The organism is Sorangium sp. So ce590, from assembly GCF_051521365.1.
Lineage (GTDB): Bacteria > Myxococcota_A > Polyangia > Polyangiales > Polyangiaceae > Sorangium.
In genome coordinates, this window is sequence record NZ_CP150346.1 from 11164837 (window position 1) to 11190684 (window position 25848).

General features: G+C 70.9%; 20 protein-coding genes. 12 read left to right on the top strand and 8 right to left on the bottom strand.

The window, feature by feature from the left end; genetic code table 11:
* Positions 1-80: 80 nt before the first annotated feature.
* Together WMF28_RS42365 and WMF28_RS42370 are read right to left on the bottom strand one after the other, a co-directional pair.
* Positions 81-2285, bottom strand: coding sequence for a hypothetical protein (locus WMF28_RS42365; protein WP_437599434.1), 2205 nt, complete (start codon positions 2283-2285; stop codon positions 81-83).
* A complete protein-coding gene (locus tag WMF28_RS42370; protein ID WP_437599435.1) occupies positions 2282-3583 on the bottom strand; it encodes a hypothetical protein in 1302 nt (433 codons plus the stop codon). Before WMF28_RS42370 ends, WMF28_RS42365 begins: the two co-directional genes overlap by 4 nt.
* A 945-nt stretch (positions 3584-4528) precedes the next feature.
* On the opposite strand from WMF28_RS42370, the gene WMF28_RS42375 reads away from it, so the two are divergent.
* From WMF28_RS42375 to WMF28_RS42395, 5 genes are all read left to right on the top strand, one after another.
* Positions 4529-5365 carry a hypothetical protein gene (locus WMF28_RS42375; RefSeq protein WP_437599436.1) on the top strand — a complete coding sequence of 279 codons (837 nt, stop codon included), beginning with the start codon at positions 4529-4531 and terminating at the stop codon, positions 5363-5365.
* Between the two features lie 411 nt (positions 5366-5776).
* On the top strand, positions 5777-6166 hold the full coding sequence (locus WMF28_RS42380) for a hypothetical protein (protein ID WP_437599437.1): 390 nt from the start codon (positions 5777-5779) through the stop codon (positions 6164-6166).
* 164 nt (positions 6167-6330) lie between these two features.
* A complete protein-coding gene (locus WMF28_RS42385) occupies positions 6331-7593 on the top strand; it encodes a TolC family protein (protein ID WP_437599438.1) in 1263 nt (420 codons plus the stop codon).
* The gene (locus tag WMF28_RS42390; protein ID WP_437599439.1) at positions 7590-9011 is read left to right on the top strand and encodes an efflux RND transporter periplasmic adaptor subunit; all 1422 of its coding nucleotides are present in this window, start codon (positions 7590-7592) and stop codon (positions 9009-9011) included. The genes WMF28_RS42385 and WMF28_RS42390 overlap by 4 nt, the downstream gene beginning before the upstream one ends.
* A 16-nt stretch (positions 9012-9027) precedes the next feature.
* Entirely contained in the window at positions 9028-12255 is a 3228-nt protein-coding gene (locus WMF28_RS42395; protein WP_437599440.1) for an efflux RND transporter permease subunit, read from the top strand.
* A gap of 40 nt (positions 12256-12295) precedes the next feature.
* On the opposite strand, the gene WMF28_RS42400 is transcribed toward WMF28_RS42395, so the two are convergent.
* The 3 genes from WMF28_RS42400 to WMF28_RS42410 all read right to left on the bottom strand — a co-directional run bounded on the left by WMF28_RS42400 (position 12296) and on the right by WMF28_RS42410 (position 17470).
* Positions 12296-13933 (bottom strand): ATP-binding protein, encoded by a 1638-nt coding sequence (locus WMF28_RS42400; RefSeq protein ID WP_437599441.1) that lies wholly within the window; start codon positions 13931-13933, stop codon positions 12296-12298.
* Positions 13930-14346 carry a response regulator gene (locus WMF28_RS42405; protein ID WP_437599442.1) on the bottom strand — a complete coding sequence of 139 codons (417 nt, stop codon included), beginning with the start codon at positions 14344-14346 and terminating at the stop codon, positions 13930-13932. The genes WMF28_RS42400 and WMF28_RS42405 overlap by 4 nt, the downstream gene beginning before the upstream one ends.
* A gap of 277 nt (positions 14347-14623) precedes the next feature.
* A complete protein-coding gene (locus tag WMF28_RS42410) occupies positions 14624-17470 on the bottom strand; it encodes a PAS domain-containing hybrid sensor histidine kinase/response regulator (RefSeq protein WP_437599443.1) in 2847 nt (948 codons plus the stop codon).
* A 550-nt stretch (positions 17471-18020) separates the two neighbouring features.
* Here WMF28_RS42410 and WMF28_RS42415 point away from each other — a divergent pair.
* The 4 genes from WMF28_RS42415 (at position 18021) to WMF28_RS42430 (ending at position 19559) form a co-directional block, all read left to right on the top strand.
* A complete protein-coding gene (locus tag WMF28_RS42415) occupies positions 18021-18185 on the top strand; it encodes a DUF1328 domain-containing protein (RefSeq protein WP_437582044.1) in 165 nt (54 codons plus the stop codon).
* A gap of 251 nt (positions 18186-18436) precedes the next feature.
* Positions 18437-18991: a hypothetical protein gene (locus WMF28_RS42420; RefSeq protein WP_437599444.1), complete on the top strand. Its 555-nt coding sequence runs from the start codon at positions 18437-18439 to the stop codon at positions 18989-18991.
* A 48-nt stretch (positions 18992-19039) separates the two neighbouring features.
* Positions 19040-19258: a hypothetical protein gene (locus tag WMF28_RS42425; protein WP_437599445.1), complete on the top strand. Its 219-nt coding sequence runs from the start codon at positions 19040-19042 to the stop codon at positions 19256-19258.
* 16 nt (positions 19259-19274) lie between these two features.
* Positions 19275-19559 carry a hypothetical protein gene (locus WMF28_RS42430; RefSeq protein ID WP_437599446.1) on the top strand — a complete coding sequence of 95 codons (285 nt, stop codon included), beginning with the start codon at positions 19275-19277 and terminating at the stop codon, positions 19557-19559.
* Between the two features lie 148 nt (positions 19560-19707).
* On the opposite strand, the gene WMF28_RS42435 is transcribed toward WMF28_RS42430, so the two are convergent.
* Complete coding sequence (locus WMF28_RS42435) at positions 19708-20187, bottom strand: hemerythrin domain-containing protein (protein WP_437599447.1); 480 nt, start codon at positions 20185-20187, stop codon at positions 19708-19710.
* 84 nt (positions 20188-20271) lie between these two features.
* The gene (locus WMF28_RS42440; protein ID WP_437599448.1) at positions 20272-20751 is read right to left on the bottom strand and encodes a hypothetical protein; all 480 of its coding nucleotides are present in this window, start codon (positions 20749-20751) and stop codon (positions 20272-20274) included.
* 927 nt (positions 20752-21678) lie between these two features.
* Between WMF28_RS42440 and WMF28_RS42445 the strand changes: the two genes are divergently transcribed.
* From WMF28_RS42445 to WMF28_RS42455, 3 genes are read left to right on the top strand one after another with little or no spacing between them, the layout of a single operon-like run.
* A complete protein-coding gene (locus tag WMF28_RS42445) occupies positions 21679-23112 on the top strand; it encodes a sigma-54-dependent transcriptional regulator (RefSeq protein ID WP_437599449.1) in 1434 nt (477 codons plus the stop codon).
* Between the two features lie 27 nt (positions 23113-23139).
* Positions 23140-23823, top strand: a complete 684-nt coding sequence (locus tag WMF28_RS42450; RefSeq protein ID WP_437599450.1) for a histidine kinase — start codon at positions 23140-23142, stop codon at positions 23821-23823.
* On the top strand, positions 23820-24191 hold the full coding sequence (locus WMF28_RS42455) for a response regulator (protein ID WP_437599451.1): 372 nt from the start codon (positions 23820-23822) through the stop codon (positions 24189-24191). Before WMF28_RS42450 ends, WMF28_RS42455 begins: the two co-directional genes overlap by 4 nt.
* A 19-nt stretch (positions 24192-24210) precedes the next feature.
* Here WMF28_RS42455 and WMF28_RS42460 read toward each other — a convergent pair whose 3' ends face one another.
* Positions 24211-25641, bottom strand: a complete 1431-nt coding sequence (locus tag WMF28_RS42460; protein ID WP_437599452.1) for a helix-turn-helix domain-containing protein — start codon at positions 25639-25641, stop codon at positions 24211-24213.
* Positions 25642-25848 lie beyond the last annotated feature (207 nt).

Below are 25848 nucleotides of genomic sequence, written 5' to 3' on the forward strand. Positions count from 1 at the left end.
CAGCGCGGACAGTGCCGCTGCGAGCGCATCGATCCGTTCTGGCTCGTCGCACCAGGCGAAGAATTGAGGTCCTGAATAGCTCATAGTCGGATCACCATGATGGGTTTGTCGAATCCCTCGATGGTAACGGTCTCGCCAGCGTCCCAATCGAACAGGTAGCCATCCTTGACGGTGAACTTCGTCGGCTTGAACTCCGCCCCCTGCTCCATGATGAGCTCGACCCGGGCCACGTCTCCATCGAGGCCCTTGTCCTTCAGCGCCTTCATCGCGTTCGTGAGCTGCTTGCGCACCGTGTCGACCTCGATCATCCCGCCCTTTGCCTCGCTCACGATTAGCTGGTGCCCCTTGGAGATCGACACGAAGTCGGGCGCCATCCCCTCGCTACCACCGGGGCTTGAGTGCTTCGGAATGCCGACCACTTCGCGCACGGCGTCGTCGCCGACCCCGATGAGCGATCGGCCATCGTCCACCAGGAACTTCGCTGCCTTCTTCTCGAAGATGTCCACCTTCTTGCGCTTCGTGACCGCCCCGCGGAGGTTCTTGTACCCCCGGACGCGGTTCGTCTTCACGATCTTGGCGAACGCCTCCTCGATCTCGGCGATCTCCCCGGCCACCCGGATCGCGGACGGCCTGAGCCCCCCGCTGGTCTTGACCACCCGCCACATCGGCCCGACCGCCCCGAGCCCGAAGCCCAGTCCCGAGAAGATCCGCTCCTCGTCGCTCAGCTCCTCTCCCGACGGCAAGCACCACGCCTTCCCCGTCACGGCCTCGCACAGGTCGAGCGCCGGCCCCACCACCGGCACGAAGCCGACTCCGATGCGCGTCGTCGCGTGCACCAGCGTCTGCATCACCTCCGCGTACGCCTCGAAGCCCTCGCCCACCGTCGACATCGCCCCCGCGAACGCGCTGATCGTCTGGTAGAGCTGCGTCTGCTCCAGGTCGAGCCCGTCCCCCCTCCACTGGTTCAGGCTGTCCTTCATCTGGTCCGCCAGCGCGTCGAACCTCGGCTTCAGCACCCTGTCCACCTGCGCCCGCAGGTCCGCCGGCACGGGCGAGTCCTCAAACCAGTCCGACGCATCCATGAACCGCCGCACGAACCCGGTGATCCGGTTCTGCGCCTTCAGGAACGCGTTCGTCTCCGCCAGCGACACCCCCATCCGGTCGCGCAGCGCGATCTCCAGCGCCGCGCTGTTCGCCCGCCACGCCCTCACGTTCGCCACGAAGTCCGCCCGAAGGACCACCACCCGGCCGCTCACGTCCGCCTCCAGCGCCGCGATCACGCCATCCGCGTACGCCGCGTACGGGTCCCTCCCCTCGTCGAACGCCCCGTCCACTGCCGAGATGTCCGGCACCTCGACCCACGGCACCGCGCTCTCGCCGAGCGCGTACGCCCCCGCGTCGTCCGGGTTCCACCCCTCGGCGCGCGCGTCCTGCGTCGCCAGGTCCGCCACCTCGTCCGCCTGCGCGCCGAACTCGTCCATCAGCCGCGCGAGCTCGTCCTCGAGATCGCTGACGCTCTTCTTCAGGTCGTCGACGAGCTGCTCCATCGCCGCCCGCGTCTCCGCGCCGACCGCGTCCTTGTACCGGTCGAGGATCGCGTCGAGATCGGTCCGCGAGATCTCGTCGAGCGGCCGGCTGACCAGGTCCTTCAGCTCGGTGTCGAGCTGCTGGAGCAGGTCCATCTTCTCCGCCAGGCGCGCCACCCGCGGCGCGTTCGCCACGAGCGCCTTGCGCTCCTTGGCGATCTCGGCCAGCAGGATCTCGATGTCGCGCGCGAGCGCCGGGTTGATCTCCGCGAGGCTCAGGTCGACCTCGGTGTTGCCGGAGAACTTCGCCCCGCTGCGCCGGACGTTGAAGAGCGGCTTGTTCAGTCCGAGCGGGACCGAGACGAGCGTCACCAGCTCGTGCGCGTCGGTGCACCAGTCGTCGCCGCCCGAGTTGGCGGCCACGAAATGGAACTCGTTCGCTCCCATTCCCAGCAGCACCGAGTCGAAGTCCGCCTCGGACCGGTGGCTGCGCGATCCATCGCCGTGGGTCACCAGCGTGCCCGGGACCTCGTAGGTAGGCAGCGGCGTGTCATTCACATGGAAGTACGCCCCTCCGTTGTCGGCGAGGGAAGCTCCCTCGCACGACGTGCTGGACTGCGTGCTGACCCAGTCGAGGCTATACGGCGTGCCGGCCCGCGCGAACGACGGCGACAGCACCGCCAGCGCTGTGACCAGCACGAGCCTCTGGAACACCGCGGCGCAGAAGCCACGCAGCGCAACATCCTTCGAGCCTCTCATGTCCCCTCCGCGTCGCGCACGGCGGCGTCATATGCCATCGCGGCGCCCTTCACGTCACCCGCCGCGAGCCTCGCCTCGGCCGCGTCGAGCGCCGCCGCGGCCATCCCCGTCTCCCGCAGCGCCGCGAGGCCCGCCGCGATCTTCCGCGGCAACCCCGTCCTGAGCTCGGCCTCCGCGGCGTCGAACCGCTCCCGAAGCGCCGCGCACCCGGCCTCGCGCCACGACGACCCCGCCGCCCCGCAGAGCGGCCGCAGCTGCACCAGCGCCGAGAGCTCCCCGCACCGCTCGGCCAGCAGCGGCAGCCCGAGCTTCTCGCTCACCGGCGGCGCCGCCGACAGCGCCGCGACCTGCGCGCGCGCACGCTCCCCGAAGGCGTCCGACGCCTTGCGGGTCCGCGCCCCTGCGATCGCCTCGCGCGCCCCCTCGTCCATCTGCGACACGCGGAGCGCCTGCCGGCGCAGCGTGATGCCGCCGAGCAGCGCCGCCGCCGTCGCGTCGCTCCGGGCCACCCGCCGCTGCACATAGCCCAGCATCGCGCTCAGCGACCGCAGCGCCCCCGAGGTCATGTCCGGCAGCACCGCGCCGTGCGTCGCGAGGAACTCCCTGTGCGGTGCCATCGCCTCGTCGAAGGAGGCCGCGAAGACCTGGAGCGCCGCCGACGACCTCAGGATCTCCGCGGCGAGCTCGCCGGGCGCCCGGCTCGCCTCGCGCGCCGCCGCGAGCACCGCCTGCTCCACGCCGTCGAGGCCGTCGATGTCCGACCGCGACGCCTGCTCCGAGAGCGCCGCGTAGGCCGCCGTCTCCGCCGCCTCGGTCGCGCGGTACCCCGCGAAGCGCGCCGCGACGCCCGCGTACTTCGATCGCAGCGGCGCGACGTCGCTCCGGGCCTGGTCGAAGACCGCCTGCACGACCGCCATCGCCTGCCTGTCGGCCGCGAGCGCGGCGACGAGCGGCTCCCTCTCGGCGCTTGCCTTGTCGATCATCGCCGCCTTGAAGCTGCCTGTCGCGTCGACCGGCGCCTGCGCGAGCAGCGCCCTCTGGCGGTCCGTCGCCTCGTCGAGCAGCGACGCGAGCTTGCCCGCGAGCGTCGCCCGCAGCGACTCGGCGTTCTTCGCGTCGTCTCGCACGTAGTCGATCGCCTCGTCTACATGGCGGAACCAGACGCCGAGCGAGTAGCTGCTCGCGACGATCTCCTCCAGCGTCTTGTTGGTCGGCCACGTGGCCCACACCTCGATGGGCAGCGCGCCATCCTTCTCGGCCTGGGTCCACGCGGCGCCAGGGCCCAGGTTCTCGCCCACGCAATGCTCCTCGCCGCCCACTGAGGCCGCGCAGAAGCTCCCGAACGTGGGGTCCTCGCGCTCCCACAAACACCCGGCCCCCGCCGCGCCAAGTGCCAGGGCGCCGACAGCCACTGCAAGGATCGTCCTCCGTCGCCACGGTTTCGATCTCTCGCTCATGCTCATTCCCTCCACCCCGCGATTTTTCTCGCCCATGCACGCTCGCCCGCACGTTCTCTAGACACAAGCGTCCTCACGAAAGCGGTAGGGCATTGCTCGGCCCTGGATCGCGCTCCGAGCGCCATGTCGTCCGTCTTCAACGCACGGACCGTCGCCGGACGGGGAGGCCGTCGCCTGGCGGCGGAGGAGTCCTCCGGTGCGTCCGACTCGTCGCGGCGCGGTTGGCCCTCCCTGATGAAGCCGTGGCGAGTGCTCCGGCGCGGTTCTGAGGGGCCATCGGCATGCTGGAATCCGGCCAGTTCGCCGCAGCTTCGAGCGACACGATGGGATAACGAGGGCGCGCCGCGGCACGACGAGCGCGGATGGCGCCCTGAAGACGTGCCCGTTGGCCGGATGCAGCAGACGGCCCGGTCCATTTCCTGGACGGCCCGGTCCATTTCCTGGACGGCCCGGTCCATTTCCTGGACGGCCCGGTCCATTTCCTGGACGACCCGGTCCATTTCCTGGACGGCCCGGTCCATTTCCTGGACGGCGCGCCTGGGTTCCTGGACGGCCCGGTCCATTTCCTGGACAACCCGCCTTGGTTCCTGGACGGCCCGGTCCATTTCCTGGACGGCGCCACGAACGTCCTGGACAGCACGGCGCCCTCGCCGCCGCCGTATTCTTGCTCTCCTCGGGGCTCCCGGTCGAGCGCTCTTGCCGCTCGTCGCTTCCATCTGTTAGCCAGAAGGCTTGGGGAGAGGCACTCTCCCCAGGAACAATCCCTCGGCACATCAGGAGATTCCGATGCCCAAAGCAAGGACCGATCTGGACCTGTGGATGAACGAGGCGCTCGCCTCTCCGGATACCAACGAGCTCTCCCTCTCCGTGCCCCTTCATGTGCTGTTCGGTGAAGCGGTCGACGTCGCGAGGTTCCACAAGAGCTACTGGAAGCCGGAGGTGAAGGACGGGAAGGTGGTGCGCCGCGGCCTCGAGATGGCGGCGAGCAAGAAGAAGAACGGGAACGCCCTGACCGCGAAGACCGGCGAGGAGATCCTCTCGCTCCAGCGCGCTGCCGTGGAGGCGGGCACGCGTTACCTGCTCGCCGTGGACCCGAAGAAGGCGAGCCCCTTCGAGCGCGGGCAGGTCGTCCTCGACGAGATCACCGCGACGCTCGAGTGGCTGTTCGACGATGGCGTCGAGGACGCGAACGACGCGAGGCTCACCAGGCTCGGACAGGCCCACGCGGGCGACCCCGCCACCGCCGACGCGCTCGCGCTGGCCCTGGACGACTATGCCGCCCTCGCAGCGCCCCACCGCGAGGCGATGGACGGCCTCGGCGGGTTCGACGTGGCCATGCTCGACGAGGCCAAGGAGCTCGCGGCCGGGCTCCGGGCGCACCCCACCCAGAGCGCTGGGCTCGGCGAAAAGGCGCGCGAGGCGCTCGTCCTCCGCAACAAGGTGATCGGGCTCCTGAACGCGCGGATGGCGACGGTGCGCGCGGCGGCGCGGTTCGTGTTCCGGGACCGGCCGGACATCGTGCGCGAGGTGACCAGCGCCTATGGGCGGCGGCGCCGGGCCGAGTCTGCGCGCCGGGCGAAGAAGAAGGCCGACGCGCCGCTGCCTCTTGTAAGCCCGATCTGAAGCGGCCGTAGCCCGCCGTCCCGCCCCGCGCCGCGTTCCTTCACCCAATGCACCGAGGACGGCGTCCCGAGATGGGATGTGTTCTGCCCGATCCTCATCGATACGCGATGGACTCGCCTTGAACGGCCTGTAAGTTGGCCCGCGCGAAGGGGGCCAGTCCGGATTGATCCCGACCTTCAGGGGTTCGTTATGCGGTTCGCGCTCAGGCAATGGTCACGTTGGCCCAGAGCGAGCTCACATGAAGGCGTGAAGGCAGGAAGATCCTTGGTCTCTTCTTCCTGCTTCCTGCCTTCACGCCTTCATGTTCAAATCGGACCCCTACCCTCCGACCGGCGGTAGCTCGGTCCCCGCGTTCTGCGAGGCGCGGGCCCTCCTTGACGCTCGTCCCATCCTCCTCCACCCTCGTGGCGGATGTTCCGCGTCCGGCGACCCCACCGTAACCGCAGCGCGATCCTTCGCTGGATCTGCGCCGCGCTCTCGGTGTTCCTCGTCGTCGGTCTCCTGGCTCAGGGACATACCTTCCAGGCGCTCGGCGTGGCGATCGCTTGCGAGCACCCGATGCTCGAGTCGTCCTCCGCCCATGACGCGGACGACGGGCATCCGGACAGCTCGCACGACGACTGTCCGCCCAGCTGCAACGACTGCGCTTGTGGCCGTATCCCCATGACGCTGTCCCTGGAGGAGGTGCTGCCCTACCTCCTCCTCGAGGCGTACGAGATCGCCGCATCGACGCCGCCCGAAATGCCTGGGCGCTGCCCCACCTGCCGCCTCGAACGGCCGCCCCGACGCCCGCGCGCTTGAGGCGCCCGCGTCAGGCATCGCATCCACGAGCACGGCAGCCGCGCTCGGGTGCGTGAGCGCCCCCGCGCCACGCCGCCCCGCGCTCGGCCCCCTCGCGCGATCCTGACCGGGCACAACCGCGGTTCTTCGCGCGAGCGCTCCACGCGCTCGAGGGCTGCCCGTCCATGCTCCATCCCTGCGTGCGTCGTCCGTTCGTCGCCTCCTCGATCGCCCTTTGCCTCCTGCTCCTCCTGCTGCTCGCGCCTGCGGCGGCGCGCGCCGCGGATCCGCCCCTCACCCGCGCCCGCGTCGCCGACCTCGCCCGCGCAGCGCCGAGCGCGCGCGTGGCCACGGCCGAGGCCGGCGTCTCCCGCGCCGCGACCTCGGCGGCCGGCGTGCTCTCGCTCGAGAACCCCGTGCTCACGGGGATGGGCGGCGTCCGGCTCAACCCCGACGGGAGCAAGCCGGCGGCCGCTGAAGCGTCCCTCGAGTGGCCGATCGAGCTCGGCGGTCAACGAGGCGGGCGCATCACCGCGGCGAAGGCCGAGCAGCGCGCCGCCGAGATCCACGCCGAGGACGGCCGGCGCCGCGTCCTGCTCGCCGCCCTGCTCCAGCACGCCCTCGTGCTCCGGGACGAGCGGCAGGTGCAGCTCGCCCGCGCGCGCGTCGCCCTCGCAGAGCGGCTCCACGCCGCGGCGGAGCGCCAGCGCAGGGCGGGCGAGGTGCCGGAGGTCGACGTCGCCCTGGCGCTGCTCCAGAAAGGACGCGACGTCGCAGCGGCGAAGGCGGCGGAAGGCACGCGGGACGCCGACAGGGCCGCGCTCCTCGCCCTGCTCGGCCTCACCTCGCCGGGCGCGCAGCGCCTCCCGGTGGAGGGGCCGCTCGTGCCTCCCGGCGAACCGCCGGCGCTCGCGTCGAGCCTCGGCGAGGTCGAGCGGCGCCCCGATGTCGGCGCCGCCGAGGCGTCGCTCGATGCCGCGCGCGCCAAGGCGGAGCGAGAGCGCTCGGCCAGGTGGCCGACCGTCAGCGTCATCGCCCAGGTCGAGCACGACGACGGCGCGAACATCGGCATGCTCGGCCTCGCGGTCCCGCTGCCGATCCTCAACGCCAACCGGGCCGGCGCCGCGACGGCCGCCGCGGAGATCGATGTCGCCCGGGCGCACGCCGACGCCGCGCGGGCCGGCGCCGTGGGCCAGATTCACCAGCTGTACGCGCGCTACCGGGCGACGAAGGAGGCCCTCCAGGCCCTCGCACCGACCGCCACCCTCATGGAGCAGGCGGCCGCGATCTCGGCGCGAGGGTACGAGCTCGGCGAGAAGGATCTCGCGAGCGTCCTCCTGGTGCGCCGCGAGGTCATCGAGACCGAGGCGGCGCTGCTGGAAGCCGAGCACGCCCACGCGGCGGCCAAGATCGAGCTCCTTGTCGCGGCGGGGAGGGCGCTCCGATGAGCGCTCCCCAGCGGAAGATCGAGCTCTCGCCGAAGGCGGTCGCCGTGATCGCTGCCGCGGTGCTGGCGCTCGTCGTCGCGGCCGTCGCCCTCACGGTGCTCATCGAGCATCGACGCCACGGGCACGAGGCTGGCCACGGAGACGAGGACGGGCACCACCACGGCGAAGGCGAGGCCCACGCCCACGGCGAAGGCGAGGACCACGCCCACGGCGAAGGCGAGGCCCACGCCCACGGCGAAGGCGAGGAGCACGCGCACGGCGAGGACCACGCCCACGGCGAGGGCAAAGGGCCCGCGCACGAGGCCGGGGAAGCGCACGCCCACGGCAGCGGCAGGGTCGAGCTCTCGCCCGCGATGATCCAGAACGCCGGGCTGGAGATCCTCACCGCCGGGCCGGGCAAGGTCGCCGTGACGGTCACGCTGCCCGGCGAGGTGGCGCTCAACGCCGAGGCCATCGCGCACGTCACGCCCCGGGTGCCGGGGACGGCGCGGGAGGTGAAGAAGCAGCTCGGCGACACGGTGAAGCGCGGAGAGGTGCTCGCCGTGCTCGACAGCCGCGAGCTGGCCGAGCTCCAGCGCGAGCTCCTGGCGGCCAAGGAGCGCCTCTCCCTCGCCGAGACGAGCTTCACGCGCCACGAGGCGCTCTGGAAGGAGCGGATCTCGGCCGAAAAGGAGTACCTGGCGGCCAAGCAGGCGGTCGCCGAGGCGCGGATCGAGCACCGGAGCGCCGCCCAGAAGCTCAGCGCCACCGCGGGCTCCGGCGCGACCCGGGGCACCGGCTACGCGCTGGTCGCCCCGATGGACGGCACCATCATCGAGAAGCACATCGCCATCGGCGAGGTCCTCAAGGAGGACACCCAGGTCTTCGTCATCGCCGACCTGTCCACGATCTGGGTCAACGTCACCGTCTACGCCAAGGATCTCAGCCGCGTGCAGGTCGGCCAGACGGCCTGGGTCAAGGCCGAGGGGATCGAGCAAGCCGCGCAGGGCACGCTGGCGTACCTGGGGCAGGTCGTCGACGAGCAGAACCGCTCCGCGGTGGCCCGCGTCATCCTCCAGAGCCCGGGCGCAGCCTGGCGCCCCGGGCTCTTCGCGACCGCCGACATCGCCGTCGAGGAGGTGGCCGCGCCGGTCGTCATCTCGGACGAGGCGATCCAGCGGATCGAGGGCAGGGAGGTCGCCTTCGTCGAGCAGCACGGCGGCTTCGAGGTCCGCCCGGTGAAGATCGGACGCCGGGGCATGAGCTCGCCGGGGTCCGGGGCGAAGGGCGCCGACAGGCGACCCGGAGCCCCGAGCGTCGAACACGCGCCGGTCGTCGAGATCCTGGCGGGGGTCGCCGCCGGCGAGCGCTACGCCGGCAAGAACAGCTTCATTCTCAAGGCGGAGCTCGGCAAGTCCGAAGCCGGCCACCAGCACTGAGGAGCGCGACGGCCCCATGCTCACCCTGCTCTCGCGGCTCCTTGCGCTCTCGGTGCGCCATCGCTTCCTCGTCGTCGCCCTCACGATCGCGGTCGGCGCGCTCGGGGCCTACAACTTCACGCGCCTGCCGATCGACGCGGTCCCGGACATCACCAACGTCCAGGTGCAGATCAACACCTCGGTGAAGGCGCTCTCCCCCGTGGAGGTCGAGCGTCAGATCACCTTCCCCATCGAGTGGGCCATGGGCGGGATCCCGGGCGTCCAGCAGGTGCGCTCGCTCTCCCGCTACGGGCTCTCCCAGGTGACGGTGATCTTCGAGGACGACACCGACATCTACTGGGCCAGGCAGCTCGTGGCCGAGCGCCTCGACGCCGCGAAGGAGAGCCTGCCGCCGGGGCTCGGCGAGCCGCAGCTCGGCCCGATCGCGACCGGCCTCGGCGAGATCTACATGTGGACGCTCGAGGCCGCGCCGGACGCCCGGCGGCCCGACGGGCAGCCGTACGACCTGACCGATCTACGCACGATCCAGGACTGGATCGTGCGGCCCCAGATCCGGACCGTGCCAGGGGTCACCGAGGTCAACTCGATCGGCGGCCATGAGCGGCTCTACCAGGTCTCGCCGGACCCGGCGAAGCTCGTCGGCTACGGGCTCTCGTTCCGCGACGTGCTCGAGGCGCTCGCGGCCAACAACGCCAACGCGGGCGGCGGGTACATCGAGCACAAGGGCGAGCAGTACCTCGTCCGCGCCACGGGCCTCGTGCAGAGCGAGGACGACATCCGGGGCATCATCGTCGGCGACCACGGCGAGGTGCCGATCCGGATCGAGGACGTCGCCGAGGTCGGCGTCGGCCGGGAGCTGCGCACGGGGGCGGCGACCGAGGACGGCGAGGAAGCGGTCATCGGCACGGCCATCATGCTCGTCGGGGAGAACGGCCGCGCCGTCTCCAGGCGCGTGGACGAGCAGATGAAGGCGGTCAACAAGTCCCTGCCCGAGGGCGTGACGGTCAAGACCATCTACGACCGCACCTACCTCGTCGACGCCACCCTGAGCACCGTGCGAGACAGCCTGCTCGAAGGGGCCGCGCTGGTCGTCGTGGTGCTCTTTCTCCTGCTCGGGAACCTCCGGGCCGCGCTGATCGCCGCGCTGGCGATCCCGTTCTCGATGCTGATCGCCGTCACAGGCATGGTCGAGGGCAAGATCAGCGGCAACCTGATGAGCCTCGGCGCCATCGACTTCGGGCTCATCGTCGACGGCTCGGTGATCATCGTCGAGAACTGCGTGCGGCGCTTCGCCGAGGAGCAGCGCCGGCTCGGGCGCGTGCTCACCCGGGACGAGCGGCTCGGCCTCGCCTACGACGCGTCCCAGGAGGTCCGCCAGGCGACGATCTTCGGTGAGCTCATCATCGCGATCGTCTACCTGCCCATCCTCACGCTGACGGGCATCGAGGGGAAGATGTTCCGGCCCATGGCGCAGACCGTCGTCCTGGCGCTCGCGGGGGCGACGATCCTGTCGATGACGTTCGTCCCGGCGCTCGTGGCGCTGCTCCTCACGGGCAGGGTGTCGGAGCAGGAGAACTTCCTCTTCCACCACGCGAAGCGCGCCTACGGCCGGGTGCTCGCCTGGGCGCTCTCCCACAAGCCGTTCGTCGTCGCCGCCGCAGGCGTCGTCCTCATCGCCTCCGGCCTGGTCGCCGCGGGGCTCGGCCGCGAGTTCGCGCCCAAGCTGAGCGAGGGCGCGCTCGCGCTCCAGCCGGCCCGCATCCCCTCGATCAGCCTCACGACGAGCGTGGCGATGCAGGCGCAGCTCGAGCGCCTGCTCAAGGAGCGGTTCCCGGACGAGATCGAGCACATCTTCGCCCGCACCGGGACGGCCGAGGTCGCGACCGATCCGATGGGCCCGAACGTCTCCGACACCTACCTGATGCTGAGGCCCCGGAGCGGATGGACGAAGGCGGCGACGCAGGAGGAGCTCGCCGAGGCCATCGAGGAGGTGATCCGGGAGCTGCCGGGGCAAAACTACGAGTTCAGCCAGCCGATCGAGCTCCGGTTCAACGAGCTCATCAGCGGCGTGCGGAGCGACGTCGCGATCAAGGTCTTCGGCGACGACCTCGAGGTGATGCTGAAAGAGGCGAGCAAGATCGGCGCCCTGCTGCGGGCGACGCCGGGCGCGGCCGACGTCAAGGTGGAGCAGGTCACGGGCTTGCCGGTGCTGACCATCGACGTGGATCGGCGCATGGTGGCGCGCTACGGGCTCAACGTCGCCGACGTGCAGGCGGTCGTCGAGGCCGCGATCGGCGGCGTGAGCGCCGGCGAGGTCTTCGAGGGCGACAAGCGCTTCGATCTCGTGCTCCGGCTCCCCGACGTCATCCGCCGCGACATCGGGGCGCTCGAGCGCCTCCCGATCCCGCTCCGGCGCAAGCAGGAGCACGCGCCCGGCCCGAGCGGTCCGACCCTCGCCGCGGCGGCGCGGGCGCCCGACCGGGCGGCGTTCGTGCCGCTCGGCGCGGTGGCGAACCTCCGCGTGGAAGAGGGCCCCAACCAGGTCAGCCGGGAGAGCGGCAAGCGCCGCGTCGTCGTCCAGTGCAACGTGCGCGGCCGCGACCTCGGCGGCTTCGTCGCCGACGCCGAGGAGCGGATCGACGCCGAGATCAAGCTCCCGCCGGGCTACTGGATGTCCTGGGGCGGCCAGTTCGAGAACCTGCTCGCCGCCGAGCGGCGCCTGGCCGTGGTGGTCCCGCTGGCGCTCGGGCTGATCTTCGGCCTGCTCTTCGTCTCCGTCGGGACGCTCGGCAACGCCGCCCTGATCTTCACCGGCGTCCCGCTGGCGCTCACCGGCGGCATCCTCGCGCTGTGGGGCCGCGGGCTCCCGATCTCGATCTCGGCGGCCGTGGGCTTCATCGCGCTCTCGGGGGTCGCGGTGCTGAACGGGCTCGTGATGGTGACGTTCATCGAGAACATGCGGCAGCGCGGCGAGGCGCTCGACGACGCCGTGCTCCACGGCTCGATCGCGCGGCTCCGCCCCGTGCTCATGACGGCGCTCGTCGCGGCGCTCGGCTTCGTCCCGATGGCGCTCGCCACCGGCACCGGCTCCGAGGTGCAGCGCCCGCTGGCGACGGTCGTCATCGGCGGGATCCTCTCCTCCACCACGCTCACGCTGGTCGTCCTGCCGGTCCTCTACCGGCTGACGCATCGACAGGGAGCGCCGAGGGCGCCCGCGGACGCGGGGACGGGCTCGGCGGGATGAGAGGACCGCGCGCATCGAGGCGCGACGCGATGACGGGCGCTCAGCTCGCCAGGGGCAGCGAGAAGTGGATCGTCGTCCCCTGGCCCGGGGTGCTCTCGACCGCCACGGTCCCGTGGTGCGCCTCGACGATGCCGCGCGCGATGTACAGGCCGAGCCCCGCGCCGGTGCGCGACTCCTGCGCGGCCTTCCAGTAGCGATCGAAGAGGTGCGGCTGATGCTCGGGCGGGATGCCCGGGCCCGTGTCGACCACGGAGAAGCGCGCGAGATCGCCGACCCGGCAGAGCGACACGCTCACCACGCCGCCCTTCGGCGTGAACTTCAGCGCGTTGCCGAGCAGGTTCGAGAAGACCTGCAGCACCCGATCCCGGTCGGCGAGGACCTCCAGGCCCGCGTCGAGCGGCCCCTGCGTCACCCGGCAGCCCTTCGCCTCGGCGAGCGACGCGGCGGCCTCGAGCGCCTCGCGGACGAGCGCCCCGCCCCGCTCCACCCGCGGCGACACGACGAGCCGCCCCGCCTCGATGCGCGACGCGTCGAGCAGATCCTCGATGAGCCGCGTCATGCGCTGGATCCCGCGGTCCATCCGGTCGACGAGCTGGACGGCGTCGTCCTCCTCGCCGTCCTTCCGCTGGAGCAGATCGCTCCGCAGCAGCGACGCCGTGATCGCGATCGTGTTGAGCGGGTTCCGGAGGTCGTGCGACACGATCGCGAGCAGGTCGTCCCGGGCGCGCGTCGCGGCCTGCGCCTCGTTGTACAGCCGCGCGTTCTCGAGGGCGACGGACGCCGACTGCGCGAGCTGGGTGAGCAGCACCTCGTCGCTCTCCACGAACGGCCCGTCGCGCCGGTCGAGCAGCTGGAGGCTCCCGATGCACTGGCCGTCCCGCCCGCGCAGCGGCGCCGCGACGAGCGAGCGCGGGTAGAGCTCTGCCGGCGCGCGCGACAGCACGTCGGCGCACGTGGGATCGCCCGCGATCTCGTCGCCCGTCAGCCGGACGCTCGCGCTCCTCCGCTCGATCAGGCCGCACGCGGTCTCGCGGATGCTGTCGCGGTCCTCCCGCGCGGCGTACTCCTCGGACATCGAGAGGCCCGTCAAAGGACGCTGCTCCACGCCCCGCGAGGCCAGCCGCGCGACCGCCACGTTCGCGTCGAGCAGCGCGCGCGCCTCCTCGGTGGTGCGCTGGATCAGCTCGTTCAGCGAGAGCGACCGGTGGATGCGCAGCGTCGCCTCGGTGAGCTGCGCGAGCTGGTTCGCGTGGCGAGCGAGCGCCCGCCGCGCCTCGTCCTCGCGGCGCTCCGCCTCGTTCAGCCGGAGGACGTAGCGCAGGCTCTGCACCAGCCGCTCGGGCGTCAGCAGGTTCTTCGGCACGTAGTCCGCCGCCCCCCGCTTCATCAGATCGACCGCCAGCGACTCGTCGCCCTGCCCGGTCAGCATGATGAACGGCGCCGTGAGCTTCGCCTTGCGCGCTGCCTCGATCACCGTGAGCCCGTCGCCCCCGGGCAGGTAGAAATCGAGGAGCACACAGTCGATCTGCTGCTCGTACAGCACCGCGAGCGCCGAATCGACGGAATCGGCCTCCCTGATCTCGGCGTCGACGCGGCCGATCCGCAGCGCGCGCAAGATCGCGAACCGATCGACCGTGTCGTCGTCGACAACGAGGAGACGAACCGACCTATGGCTCAAGGCATCTCCACGAGCGTCCAGTACCGGTTCAGCGCCGTCATGAGCTCGACAAAGCTCAGAAAAGTCACCGGCTTCAGCAGGTAGCCGGCGACGTTCAGATCGTACGCGTCCACCTTGTCGCGATCGTCGTTCGAGGTGGTCAGCACGACGACAGGCGTCGCCCTCAGCGCCGCGTCGGACCGGAGCTCCCGGAGAAACTCGATGCCGTTCATCCTGGGCATATTCAGGTCGAGCAGGATGAGGCGCCGGTCTCTGGGCACCTGGGTGCCGCGCAGCAGGTCGAGCCCCTCCACCCCGTCGCCCGCGACCCAGAGCGGGTTCGTGATCTTGCCCCTCTCGAACGCTCTCCGCACGTTCATCACGTCGACGGTGTCGTCCTCTACCAGGATAATATTCAGGATTTTACCGTCCATCCTCGTCCTCGTTGAGGGGCAAAGCGCTGGCCCGTCGATAGCATACGAGAGCAACGCTGCACGTGCGCGGGGTGATGGCGACGGAGCTGGAGGCCGGCTCACTCGTTTCCGGGGGACGGAGAAACCGCAACCGGCCTGCTTCGCGCGGCTGACATTAACGTGGGCCTACGGCGCCGGGAAGAGCCGAGTGGAGATAGCGTGGGCTCGGGTGCCCCATGACGGCCGCCCGCGCCGGACGGCGCGCTCGCACGTGCCATGGGCCGCGCCCCGGGAGGCGCTACGGCCAGCTGCCGCGGGGGCCCGCGCGGCCGACGAGGTGCGCTACCGCCGTCACCAGGCTGCTCGGCTCGATGGGCTTGGCCAGGTGCATCTGGAAGCCGGCGGCGATCGCCTGACGGCGGTCCTCCATGCGCGTGTACGCGGTGAGCGCGAGCGCCGGCAGGCCGCTCGCGGGGACCTCGGCCCCCAGCGCGCGCAGCCGCCGCATCATCGCGTAACCGTCCTCGCCCGGCATGCCGATGTCGCTCACGAGCACGTCGAACTCCTCCGCGCGGAGCGCCGCGAGCGCCTCGCCGGCCGAGGCCGCCTCGCTCACCGAGGCCCCGGCGCGCACGAAGATGATGCCGAGCAGCTCGCGCGCGTCGGTCTCGTCGTCGACCACGAGCACCCGGATGCCCTCGAGCAAGCGGCGCGCGGCGCCCCCCGGCGCGTCGCTGTCCCGGTGCTGCGGGGACGGCAGCGACGCGTGCGCCTCGGCGCGGATCGGCAGCTGCACCCGGAAGCGCGCGCCCTTGCCCTCTCCGTCGCTCGCCGCGCTCACGCTGCCGCCCTGGGCCTCCGCCAGGTGCCGCACGATGGCCAGGCCGAGCCCCAGGCCGCCGTGGGCCCGGGTCACCCCCCCGTCCGCCTGACGGAACCGCTCGAACAGGAACGGCAGGAAGCTCGTCGGGATCCCCTCGCCGTTGTCCTCCACCTCGACCTCGAGCATGGCGTCGACGCGCCGGGCAATGGCCCGCACCTGCCCCCCCGAGGGCGTGAACTTCACCGCGTTCGTGAGCAGGTTCCACACGATCTGCTGGAGCCGATTGGCGTCGCCGAGGAAGATGCCCACGTCCTCGACGACCCAGGCGTTGACCGTGACGCCCTTCGCCAGCACCGCCGGTCGCACGAGATCGAGCGCCGTGGCGAGCACCTGCCGCACGTCGACCGGGTCGGTGCGGAGCTGCAGCTTCCCCGCGATGATCGTCGAGGCGTCGAGGACGTCCTCGATGAGCTGCGACTGCGCCTTCGCGTTGCGCTCGATCGTGGCGAGCCCCCGCTCGAGCGACTCGGTGTCCACCTCGCCCGTCCGGAGGATCCGCGCCCAGCCCAGGATCGACTGGAGCGGCGTCCTGAGCTCGTGCGACACCGTCGCGAGGAACTCGTCCTTGAGCTTGTTCAGCTGCTCGGCGTGCTGGCGCGCCTTCTGCTCCTGCTCGAGGAGCTGGGCGCGCTCGGCCTCCGAGCGCTTCTGCTCGGTGATGTCGTGGAACGAGACGCCCACCCCGTCGCCCAGGGCGACGGCGATGGCGCGGAACGTCTGCGGCGCCCCTTCATGCGCGCAGAAGAGCTCGATCCGGGCAGCCTCCCCGGTCTCCACCACGTGCGCGTACGTGTCAAAGGCGCTCGCGAGCGAGCTGCCCGTCATCTCCACCAGCATCCGCTTGCCCTCGAGATCCTTGCCGCGGCCGCCGACGATGGGCCCGGTGGCGGGGTTCACGTAGACCCACTCGAAATCGGAGATCGCGCCGGACGCGTCGCGCACGCTGCGCAGGATCATGAACCCGTCGGGCGACGCCTCCTTCACCGTGCGGAACCTCGCCTCGCTCGCCCGCAGCGCCTGCTCGATCGACTTCCGCTCCGTGATGTCGGTCGCCGTGCAGGTGATGCCGACGATCTCGCCCGCGTCGTCGGTCAGCGGCTCGATCGAGATGTCGAGGTGCTGCGTGCGCCCGCCGGCGTGCAGGGCGATCTCGCGCCGCTGGCCGACCCCGCTGGACAGCACCTCGCGCTTCGCCCGGTCGAGCGCCCTCGCGGCGTCCGGGTCCTCCAGCACCTCCGCGTCGGTCTTCCCGAGCACCTCGCGCTCCGACTTGCCGAACGAGTTGTGCATCCACGTGTAGCGGAGGTCCCGGTCCTGGTTGAACACCATGACCGGCGACCCCCGGAGCGCCTTGCGGAAGCGCTCCTCGTTCACGCGGAGCGCCTGCTCCGCGCGCAGGCGCTGGGTCACGCTCTGCTGGAGCTCGAGCGCGAGGCGCTCCGCCTTGCGGCGCGCGGCGATCTGCTCGGTCACCTCGAACGCCGTCGCCACGACGCCCTCCACGGCGCCGCTCACGTCGTGGACCGGATTGCACAGGACGTTGTACAGCCGCTCCACCACCTCGCCGGTCCAGTGCATGAGCCGCAGCGGGATCTCGCTCGCCACGCTCGGCGAGCCGCTCGCCATGACGGCCTCGAGCTGCGCGTGCAGCGCCTGCCCGCGGAGCTCCGGGACCGCCTCGACGAGCGGCTTGCCGAGCAGATCGTCGCGGCCGACCATCTGGCAGAAGAGCGGGTTCGCGAGCTCGAACACGAGATCGGCGCCCTTGAGGAGACAGATCGGCGCGGGCGCCTGGGCGAGCAGCGAGCCGCTCCTGCCCCGCTCGAGCTCGGTGCGCTTGCGCTCGGTCTCGAGCGCCGCCAGCTGGAGCCGGGTGTGCTCGCTGACCGCCTGGGCGATCCCCGCATCCACGCGCTCGGAGAGCGCCTCGACCTCGCTCAGACTCGGCGTGATCCCCGCCTCCTGGAGCTCGCGGAGGATGGATCGCCGGAGAACTCCATATTCGCGGACCATCACGTTCAGGTTGAACCCGTTCTCCCAGCGCATCTCCCCGTGCTCGCGCGCGGCCTCGTCGCTGCCGCTGGTGGACGCCCCCATCTCCAGGCTGGCGGCCACCTCGTCGAGGAAGCTCGGTAGCGAGTTGATGATCAGGGGCTTCGGCATGTCGCGCACCGCCGAGCTTCGCCTGCGCAGCTCGCCGACGAACCGCTCGATGATGGCCTCGCGGCGGGTCCTGATGAGCGTGGAGAGCGGGATCGTCATGGTCGGGTCGTTCGCGGCGTGGGGCCCATCCCGGCAGACATCGCCGTCAGGGGCCCGGGCGACCAGCGGGGAGCGGCCCTGGGTGACCTGGGACGCGGGTGGCGTCAGCGAGCACGACATATTCGGCGAGCTGGCCGAGCGCCACAAGGCGCCCCGCCAGCGCAGCCCGCGCGGCGACGGGCAGGCGACCGCCGCCTTCATGGGACAGCCGCCCGCGGTCCTCCGTCGAGGTCGGCCTCGACACGGGTGTTGAGCCGAGCCCGATTTTCCACGCACGCGCACAAGCCAAGGCGCGAGCAAGCGCTGTGCCGAGCTCGGACGGCCGGTGTTCGCGGTGATGTGCGGCGCGCGCTGTCACGAACGAGGCAATATGCCGCAGCTCCTCCGTCCGCTCCGGCCGCGCGACGGCGCCTGAAGCGGGCTGTGGGGCGTCGGGGGGATCCGCCGTCTTGAACGACGCGTTGGTCGACATGAGACGTCGCGGCACGGCGGCTGCAACACCGCTGGTTCGAGACCCTGGAACATCAACTCACCCGATCTGGAGGTTATCATGCTCAGTTGGAGTGTTGCGTTCTTCATCGTCGCGATCATCGCAGCCATCTTCGGTTTCGGCGGCATCGCCGCGAGCGCCGCGTCGGTGGCGAAGCTGCTCTTCGTGATCTTTCTCGTCCTGGCGGTCGTCTCCCTCGCGCTCGGCCGCCGCGCCCCGACCTGACGCCCCTGTGTCATCGATGTCGGCCTGCGCGCGCCCGGAGCGCACGATCGGGGCGATATGTCTCGCCGGGGGCGGGCGATCTCCGCGGTTCTGCGTGGCACGCCGGTCGCAACAGGCCCTGGCGAGACCCATCAGGGCGCCGGGAGATCGATCCCGGGCAGCTTCGATGGGGCTTTTCATGTCGTGATGTCGTGCCGGGCTGTTGCCCGGGCGCAAGGTCGGGCCAGAGCGGCAGACCGGAGGAGATCATCATGCTGACCGTCCGTACATTCCTTCCTATCGCCATCGTCATGAGCGTCTTCGCGGGCTGCGAGTCCCCCTCAGACGCGCAAGCCAAGGCCGAGCGCGCGCAGCGCGAGGCGGAGCAGAAGGCGGCGGAGGTCGCCGTCGACCTCGACAAGAAGGTCGCCGAGATCGACCAGCGGGCCGGGCGGGAGACCGACAACGCGCTCCGGGAGGCCGCGGAGAAGCTCAACAACGCTGCCCTGGAGGCCCGGGAGAAGACCGTGGACGCGCAGGCGGAGCTCCTGAAGGCGCGGGAGGACGTGCGCGCGTCCACGACGCGCAAGATCGAGGACCTGGAGAAGGACGTCTCCGAGCTCCGCGCCAGGGCCGAGAAGAAGCTGTCCAAGGACGACGTCGACACGATGGTGAGGGAGCTCCAGGACAAGTCGGAGGCCGTCCGCAGGAGCCTGCGCGACCTCGACGCCGCCACGAGCACGAACCTCGATCAGGTGAAGAAGGGCGTCGACCAGCGCGTGCAGGAGCTCGATCGCGCGATCCAGGAGGCGAAGCGGCGCGTCTGATCGCACCCCGCAGGCCTGACCCAGCAAGCTCAACACGAGGAGGACACGATGGATAACCAGAAGGCATCTCAGCAGAACCAGCCGGCGGACATCGAAGGCGAGGGCAACCCCACGGCCGATCGGCGTTACCGGGAAGGCGTGGAGAGGTCGGTGAAGGGCGGCAAGATCGAGGAGCACGCGGAGGAGGCCGCCCAGGCGCTGGATGGTCCCGAAGGCGACGAGCTGCGCGAAGCCCAGGAGGCGACGCGGCGCGGTCGACCCAGCTGATCCCGGCGAGCCAGCGATGATCCGCGAGCTCCGCTGCAACTCCTGTGGCCGCCGGTACATCTTCGTGTCGACGGCGGCCATTCCCTGCCGGGCCTGCGGCTCGGCCCTCGACGAGACGGAGCTCGAGCGCGGCGTCTACGAGCTCGCCTCGGACGACGCGCGGAGCGCCGCCTCGCCTGTCCCGTCGAGCCCGGCGGACACCATGGTCCCCGAGGATCTCGGCTACGGCGAGTCCCACGGGTACGGGCCCGCGCACGGCGGCCCGACTGGCCCCGGCGACGCGCCGGCGACCACCTCGTGAGCCCACCGGCCTCCCGCTGACCCCTGCAAACCACGATGACCCCGGGCTGCCCGGCCCGGGGGCGCGCCGCCGGGCGCGGGACCTGCCCGCGGAGCGTTGGATTGAAGGATGGGAGAGGAGGCTCGGCGAAGGGGCGCGCCGTCAGGCGTCAGGCCGCGGTCGCGGTGCGCTGGGCGGCGTGGCTCGAGCCGTGGGCGCGGCGGGAGTGGGCGATGAGCGCGTCAAACAGCTCCAGCATCTGCTGGCCGAGCCGCTCGTTCGTCTCCTCGCTCAGCTCCGCCTCGATCCACGGCAAGAGCTCCCGCTCTTCCTCGTCGATGTGGCGCAGGACGAGCTCCCTCAGGTTGGCGAGCTTGGCCTTGAAGCTCGGGTCCTCCGGCGCCGTGTTGACGACGCGCCGGATCTCGAACCGCGCGACCGTGTGCTCCTCGCAGGCCGCGCCGACGAGCTCCGGCTCGATCGCGAGCAGCTCCGGGAAGAGCACCACCTGCTCGGCGAGCATGTGCGCGAGCAGGTGCTTCGTGAGCTCGTCCGTCACCCGCCCGACATCGCCGATGCCCGAGATCGCCAGATCGAATAGCCTCTCGGCTTCGCGGTGCTGCCCCTTCAAGAGCTGTGTCGCTTTCATGCATTCTCCTCCCGGATACCGGACGTGGTATTGTTGTTTATCGAGGCGAAACAGGGACCTTGTTGTCCTCGCGCTGCGACCGGCTCAGGCCGCGGCGCGGGCCGCCAGGTGCGCGAGGCCGCGCAGCGGCTCGCCGCGGGGGCCCTCGAGCGAGAAGGTGACGGCGCCGCTGCTGCCGAGCAGCTCGCGCATCGTCAGCGACAGGCCCGCGAGCTCGTGAACCGCAGGGGCCTGCGCGTCCGAGCCGGGGCAGAGGACGACGCGCCTGACGCCGGGGAGCCCGCCGAGAACGGCGCGCATGAGCGAGGACCGGACCGTGAGCTTGTTCGCGGTCGAACCCGCGACGAACACAGCCGTGCTCACCGCGCCGAGGCGTCGGAGCTTCTCTTGCAACCGCGATTGAAACGTCGAGGGGGGCTCGTTGGGCAGCTGGACCACCGTCTCGACGTCGCGCGTCTGGGTGCTCAGCCAGGCGGCGCATTCGGTCCAGGGCGCGCCGGACTCAGCAACCAGCAGGCAGGTCTCTTCTCGGCGCTCGACCCTTCGCCCCCTCTTGTTCTTCATGAGACCCCCTCAAGCAACCCTCGTGCCGATTGGGCATATTCTGGATGCGCGCATGTCTGGGGCGCCAGATGTGACCTGTCGATGTGGAATTTCGCCTCTCACCGGCAACTCGGGCGGAGTTGACAGATTGACAGAACCAGGGCAGTCGAGGTGCTCAGGCCAACGCTGGCACGCGGCGCCGGCGCGTGACCGATGGCAAAATAGGGGCTTATCGCCCCATCCCGCTCGGCGCGCGGGTGTCCGTCGCAGGGAAGACCGCGAATTCCATTTTCTCCGCGAACGCCCCTTCCCCGCGTCGCCCGACAGCGGTCCTGCGCCGCCCTGCGCGCGTGCGCCCGAGCTCGCTGCCGACCGCGGGCTTCGCGCGGCCTCGCGCGCGCGGCCGCCGCCTGCGCTGCATCTGCGCGGGACCCGATACGTACGTTTGTCGCGGCCGCGCCCGCCCTCGGAGCGGCGCCCCCCGCCGCGCCGCCTCCCCGCGCGCACCGGAGAGGCGCGCGATGTGCATCACCGGGCGACGTGCTGTCAGCCTGTGGAAATCCAGGCAGCGGGTAACCCGGCCGGGGACGGCGACCGAGGGTGGTGGGGTCATTTGAACATGAAGGCGGGAAGGCGGGAAGAAAATCATCAATAATCTTCCCGACTTCCCGCCTTCATGTGACATCTCTCTGGGCAAATGCCCCCACCACCCGACCGAGAGCGCGGCCGCTCTCGGTGAGCGCGCGGCGGAGGAGGGAGCGCATCGGCGCCGCGTCCACGAGGCGCCGTAGGCAAGGTTGAGGCAGGAAATCGCACCTGTGGCGAAACGTCACGCTCGAAACACCGGGGATAAGCGGCCTGGGCTTGATGGCGCGATGTCTCCGTGGCACGTTCCCTGCAACTGCAGGCAGCGGTCGACCTAGTGAAGCTGCCGGGGAAGGACACGCGATGAGCGGCAGGATACTCGTCGTCGATGACGACGAAGCGACGTGCGATCTGGTCGAAGCCCTCCTCAAGAGGCAGGAATTCTCGGTGGCGGCGCGCACCTCCGCCAAGAGCGCGCTGGAGCTCGTGAGCGATGACGACTTCGACGTCGTGTTGACCGACGTCGGCATGAGCGAGATGAGCGGCATCGAGCTGTGCGAGCGCATCCTCGGCGCCCGGCCCGACATGCTCGTCATCGTCATGACGGCGCTCGGGAGCATGGAGACGGCGATCTCCTCGATGCGCGCGGGGGCGTTCGATTTCGTCACGAAGCCGCTCGACGCGAACCTCCTCGGCCTGACGGTCTCGCGCGCCGTCCAGCACCGGCGCCTCCGGTCCGAGGTGAAGCGCCTGCGTGAGGCGGCCCACGACGTCCAGCAGACAAAGGGCCTCGTCGGGCGCAGCCCCGCGATGAAGCGCGTCTACGACCTCATCGGGCGCGTCGCGCGGAGCGACGCCTCGGTCCTCGTGCATGGCGAGACGGGCACCGGCAAGGAGCTCATCGCGCGGGCGATCCACGAGGCCAGCGGCCGCCCCGGCCCCTTCGTGGCCGTCAACTGCGCCGCGGTGCCCCAGGCGCTCCTCGAGAGCGAGCTCTTCGGCCACGCGCGCGGCGCCTTCACCGACGCGAAGACCCAGCGCACCGGCCTGTTCCTGGAGGCGAGCGGCGGCACCATCTTCCTCGACGAGATCGGCGAGATGCCGCTCGAGGTCCAGCCGAAGCTGCTGCGCGCGCTCCAGGAGCGGAAGGTGCGCCCGGTCGGCTCGAACGCCGAGATCCCCTTCGACGCGCGCATCGTGACGGCGACGAACCGCGACCTCGAGACCGAGGTGTACGAGAAGCGGTTCCGCGAGGACCTCTTCTACCGCGTCAACGTCGTGAAGATCGACCTGCCGCCCCTGCGCGAGCGCGGGACGGACGTGCTCCACCTCGCGATGCATTTCCTCGAGAAGTTCTCCTCCAGGAGCGGCAAGGGCGTGCTCTCCCTGTCGACGGCGGCCGCGGAGAAGCTCACCGGCTACAACTGGCCTGGCAACGTGCGCGAGCTCGAGAACAGCATCGAGCGCGCGGTGGCCCTCGCGCGCTTCGAGCAGATCACGGTCGAGGACCTGCCGGACAAGGTCCAGGCCTACCGGCCCGACCGCTTCGTCGTCGCCGTCGACGAGCCGGCGGAGATCATGACGATGGACGAGCTCGAGAAGCGCTACATCAAGCGCGTGCTCGCGCTCGTCGGCGGCAACAAGTCGCGCGCCGCCCAGATGCTCGGGTTCGACCGGCGCACGCTGTACCGCAAGCTGGAGCGCTACGGGGAGCAGGATGGCCTGGGCGGAGACGAAGGCCCGGACAAGGACAAGGCTGCCTCTTCGCCGGGGTCGGCGAGCTCGTCGCTGAGCTGAGTTGAGGCGCGAGGTAAGGCGGAAGGAATGACGGAAAAGGCGCTCTCCGAGTCGGTCGACAAGCTGTTCGCGCGCACGGGGCACGACGTTCGAGGGCCGGCGGGCGTCGTGGCCGGCGCCCTCGACGAGCTGGAGCGCGCCCTCGGGGGCGAGACAACGGCCCGGAACGCGGCGTTCTTCACCATGGCGCGCCGGGGGGTGCGCCGCCTGCTGCGCCTCGCCGACCGCTACACCGCCGCGTCGGAGCTGTCGCGGCGGCTGGACGCCCCGATGCACGCGCTCGACCTCGAGGCGCTCGTCCGCCAGGCCGTCTCGGAGGCGTCGTTCGTCTATGGCAGGCGCCAGGTCACGGTGGCGCTCGACCTCGCGCCCCTGCGCGGCTCCGCGCACCCGGCCTCGATGACCGTGGCGCTCGCGGACGCGCTCATGCTCGCCCTGCGCGCCGCCCGCGCGCGGGTCGCCGTCGAGCTCTCGGCCCACGGCGACAAGGCGCGGGTGGTGCTCACGAGCGACGCGGACACGCCCTCGGTCGAGGAGCTCTTCCAGGCCTCGCTCTCGCCGGACGCGGACCCGTTCGACGAGGGCGCGCTGCCCGTCCGCGTGATCGACGGCGTGCTCAGGGCGCACGGCGGCACGGCGCGGGTCGAGCGCGCGGGCACGGAGACGCGGATCACCCTGGAATGGCCGCTGAACGAGGCGGGCGCCCGATGAGCGAGGAGCTGCCGCAGGTCCTCGTGCTGGACGACGACGACGACACGGCGTCGCTGCTCGGCATGGCGCTCCGCCGCCGCGGCTTCCGCGTGCTCGTGGCGAGCTCGTGCGAGGAGGGGCGCGCGATGCTCTCCGAGCACCCCGTCGACGCCCTGCTGACGGACGTGTCGCTGCCGGACGGCAGCGGCCTCGATCTCCTCGCGTCGCTCGTGAGCAAGCCGCGCGCGCTGGTCGTGGTGAGCGGCTTCGGCGGCGACGACGACCGCGAGAAGAGCCGGGCGGCCGGGGCGCACGTGCACCTGGTCAAGCCGGTCGACGTGACCCGGCTCGTGTCGACGCTCAACGAGCTGCTCGGCCGGCCGGGCTGAGCGCGCGCTCAGCCGTCGTTCACTTGTCGACGGACGCGTAGAACGAGACGCCCCGCCGGTTCTCGTCGAGGCGCAGCGGGTGCTGCAGCGCCGGCAGCGCCCGCTGGGCGCAGTCGAGGCGCTCGCAGGTCCGGCACGTGACGCCGACAGGGACGGCCGCGCCGACGTTGTCGAGGTCGATCCCGTCGGCGTAGACGAGCTCGCGGGCGTAGCGCACGTCGCAGCCCATGCCGATCGACTGCACCGTGTGGGGGACGTGGTAGCCGCCGCGGTCGCTGCGCACGGTGCGCGCGATGCAGAAGTAGACCGCGCCGTCGGGCATCTGAGAGAGCTGGATCCGGATCATGCCGGGGGTCATCAGGGCGGCGTGCACGTTCCAGCGGGGGCACGCGCCGCTGAACCGCGCGAAGCGGATGCCGGAGCCGCTGAAGCGCTTCGAGATGTTGCCCGCGATGTCGATGCGGACCATGTGCATCGGCACCCCCTCGGCGCCGGGGCGGCGGAGCGTCGTCAGCCGGTGGCACACCTGCTCGAAGCTCGTGCCGAAGCGGTGCGCGAGGAGCTCGATGTCGTACCGCTCGGCGCGCGCCGCCTCCAGGAACGGCTGGTACGGCATGAGGATCGCGGCGGCGAAGTAGTTGGCCAGCGCGACGCGCGCGAGCGCGCGGGACTCGGGGGTCGTGAGGTTCTCGTCGCGCAGGATGCGGTCGATCGCCGCCGACTGGGTGAGCAGCCCGAGCTGGTGCGCGAGCTGGAACCGGCGGCTCCGGGGCGGCAGCACCTCCGAGATGCTGAGCACGCGCCTGTCGGGGTCGTAGCGCCGCATCGCCTGGCGCTCGTCGGCGACCCGCACGATGCGCACCTCGATGCCGCGCGTCGCGTGGAGGTACCGGACGAGGCCGCGGTAAACGTCGTCCGCGTCGAGCTCCGCCTCGCGCCAGAGCGCCTCGGCGCCCTCCTCGATCTCCGGGAAGTGGTTCATCCGGCGCTGGATCAGGTCGCTCACCTCCTCGGACGGCAGGCGCGAGTTGTCGACCGCGACGAACCCGTCCCCCGCCAGCCGCTCCCCCAGCGTGTCCAGCGATTCCCGGGTCGTCGCGTATGTGCGGTAGAGCGTGAGCACCGCGCGCGCGGCGTTCGGTGACGTCGCGACGAGCTCGCGCAGATCGGCGTTCGTCAGCCCGTGGCTCTCGAAGATGGGATCGCCGAACACCTCGTGGAGATCGGCTGTCAGCCGTACGTCCTCTTCCGACGCGAAGTTCTGAAGGTCGAGCTGGAATATCTGGGCCAACCGGATGAGAAGTGGTGCGGTCAACGGACGCCGGTTGTTCTCTATCAAGTTCAGGTAGCTCGCCGAGACACCGAGGCGCTCCGCCAGATCGACCTGCGTCATGTGCTCGCGACGCCGGAGCGCACGGACCTTGGCTCCGAGAAGAGGTGCATCGGCCATGAGAACCCTCCCGAACGTAGCTGTGACTACTGGACGGACGTATAGGCGCGGCGCGCTGCCGTCAGAAATTTACAATAGTTTACACGTTGACTGGCTGTAAAGGCCTTTCGTCGACATCGTTATCCGCCTGCATTTCAAAGCGAAGTTGACGTTGAAACCCATTCGACAAACATAGGTTCGTTGTAACGACGCGCAGCGTTGCAGGAG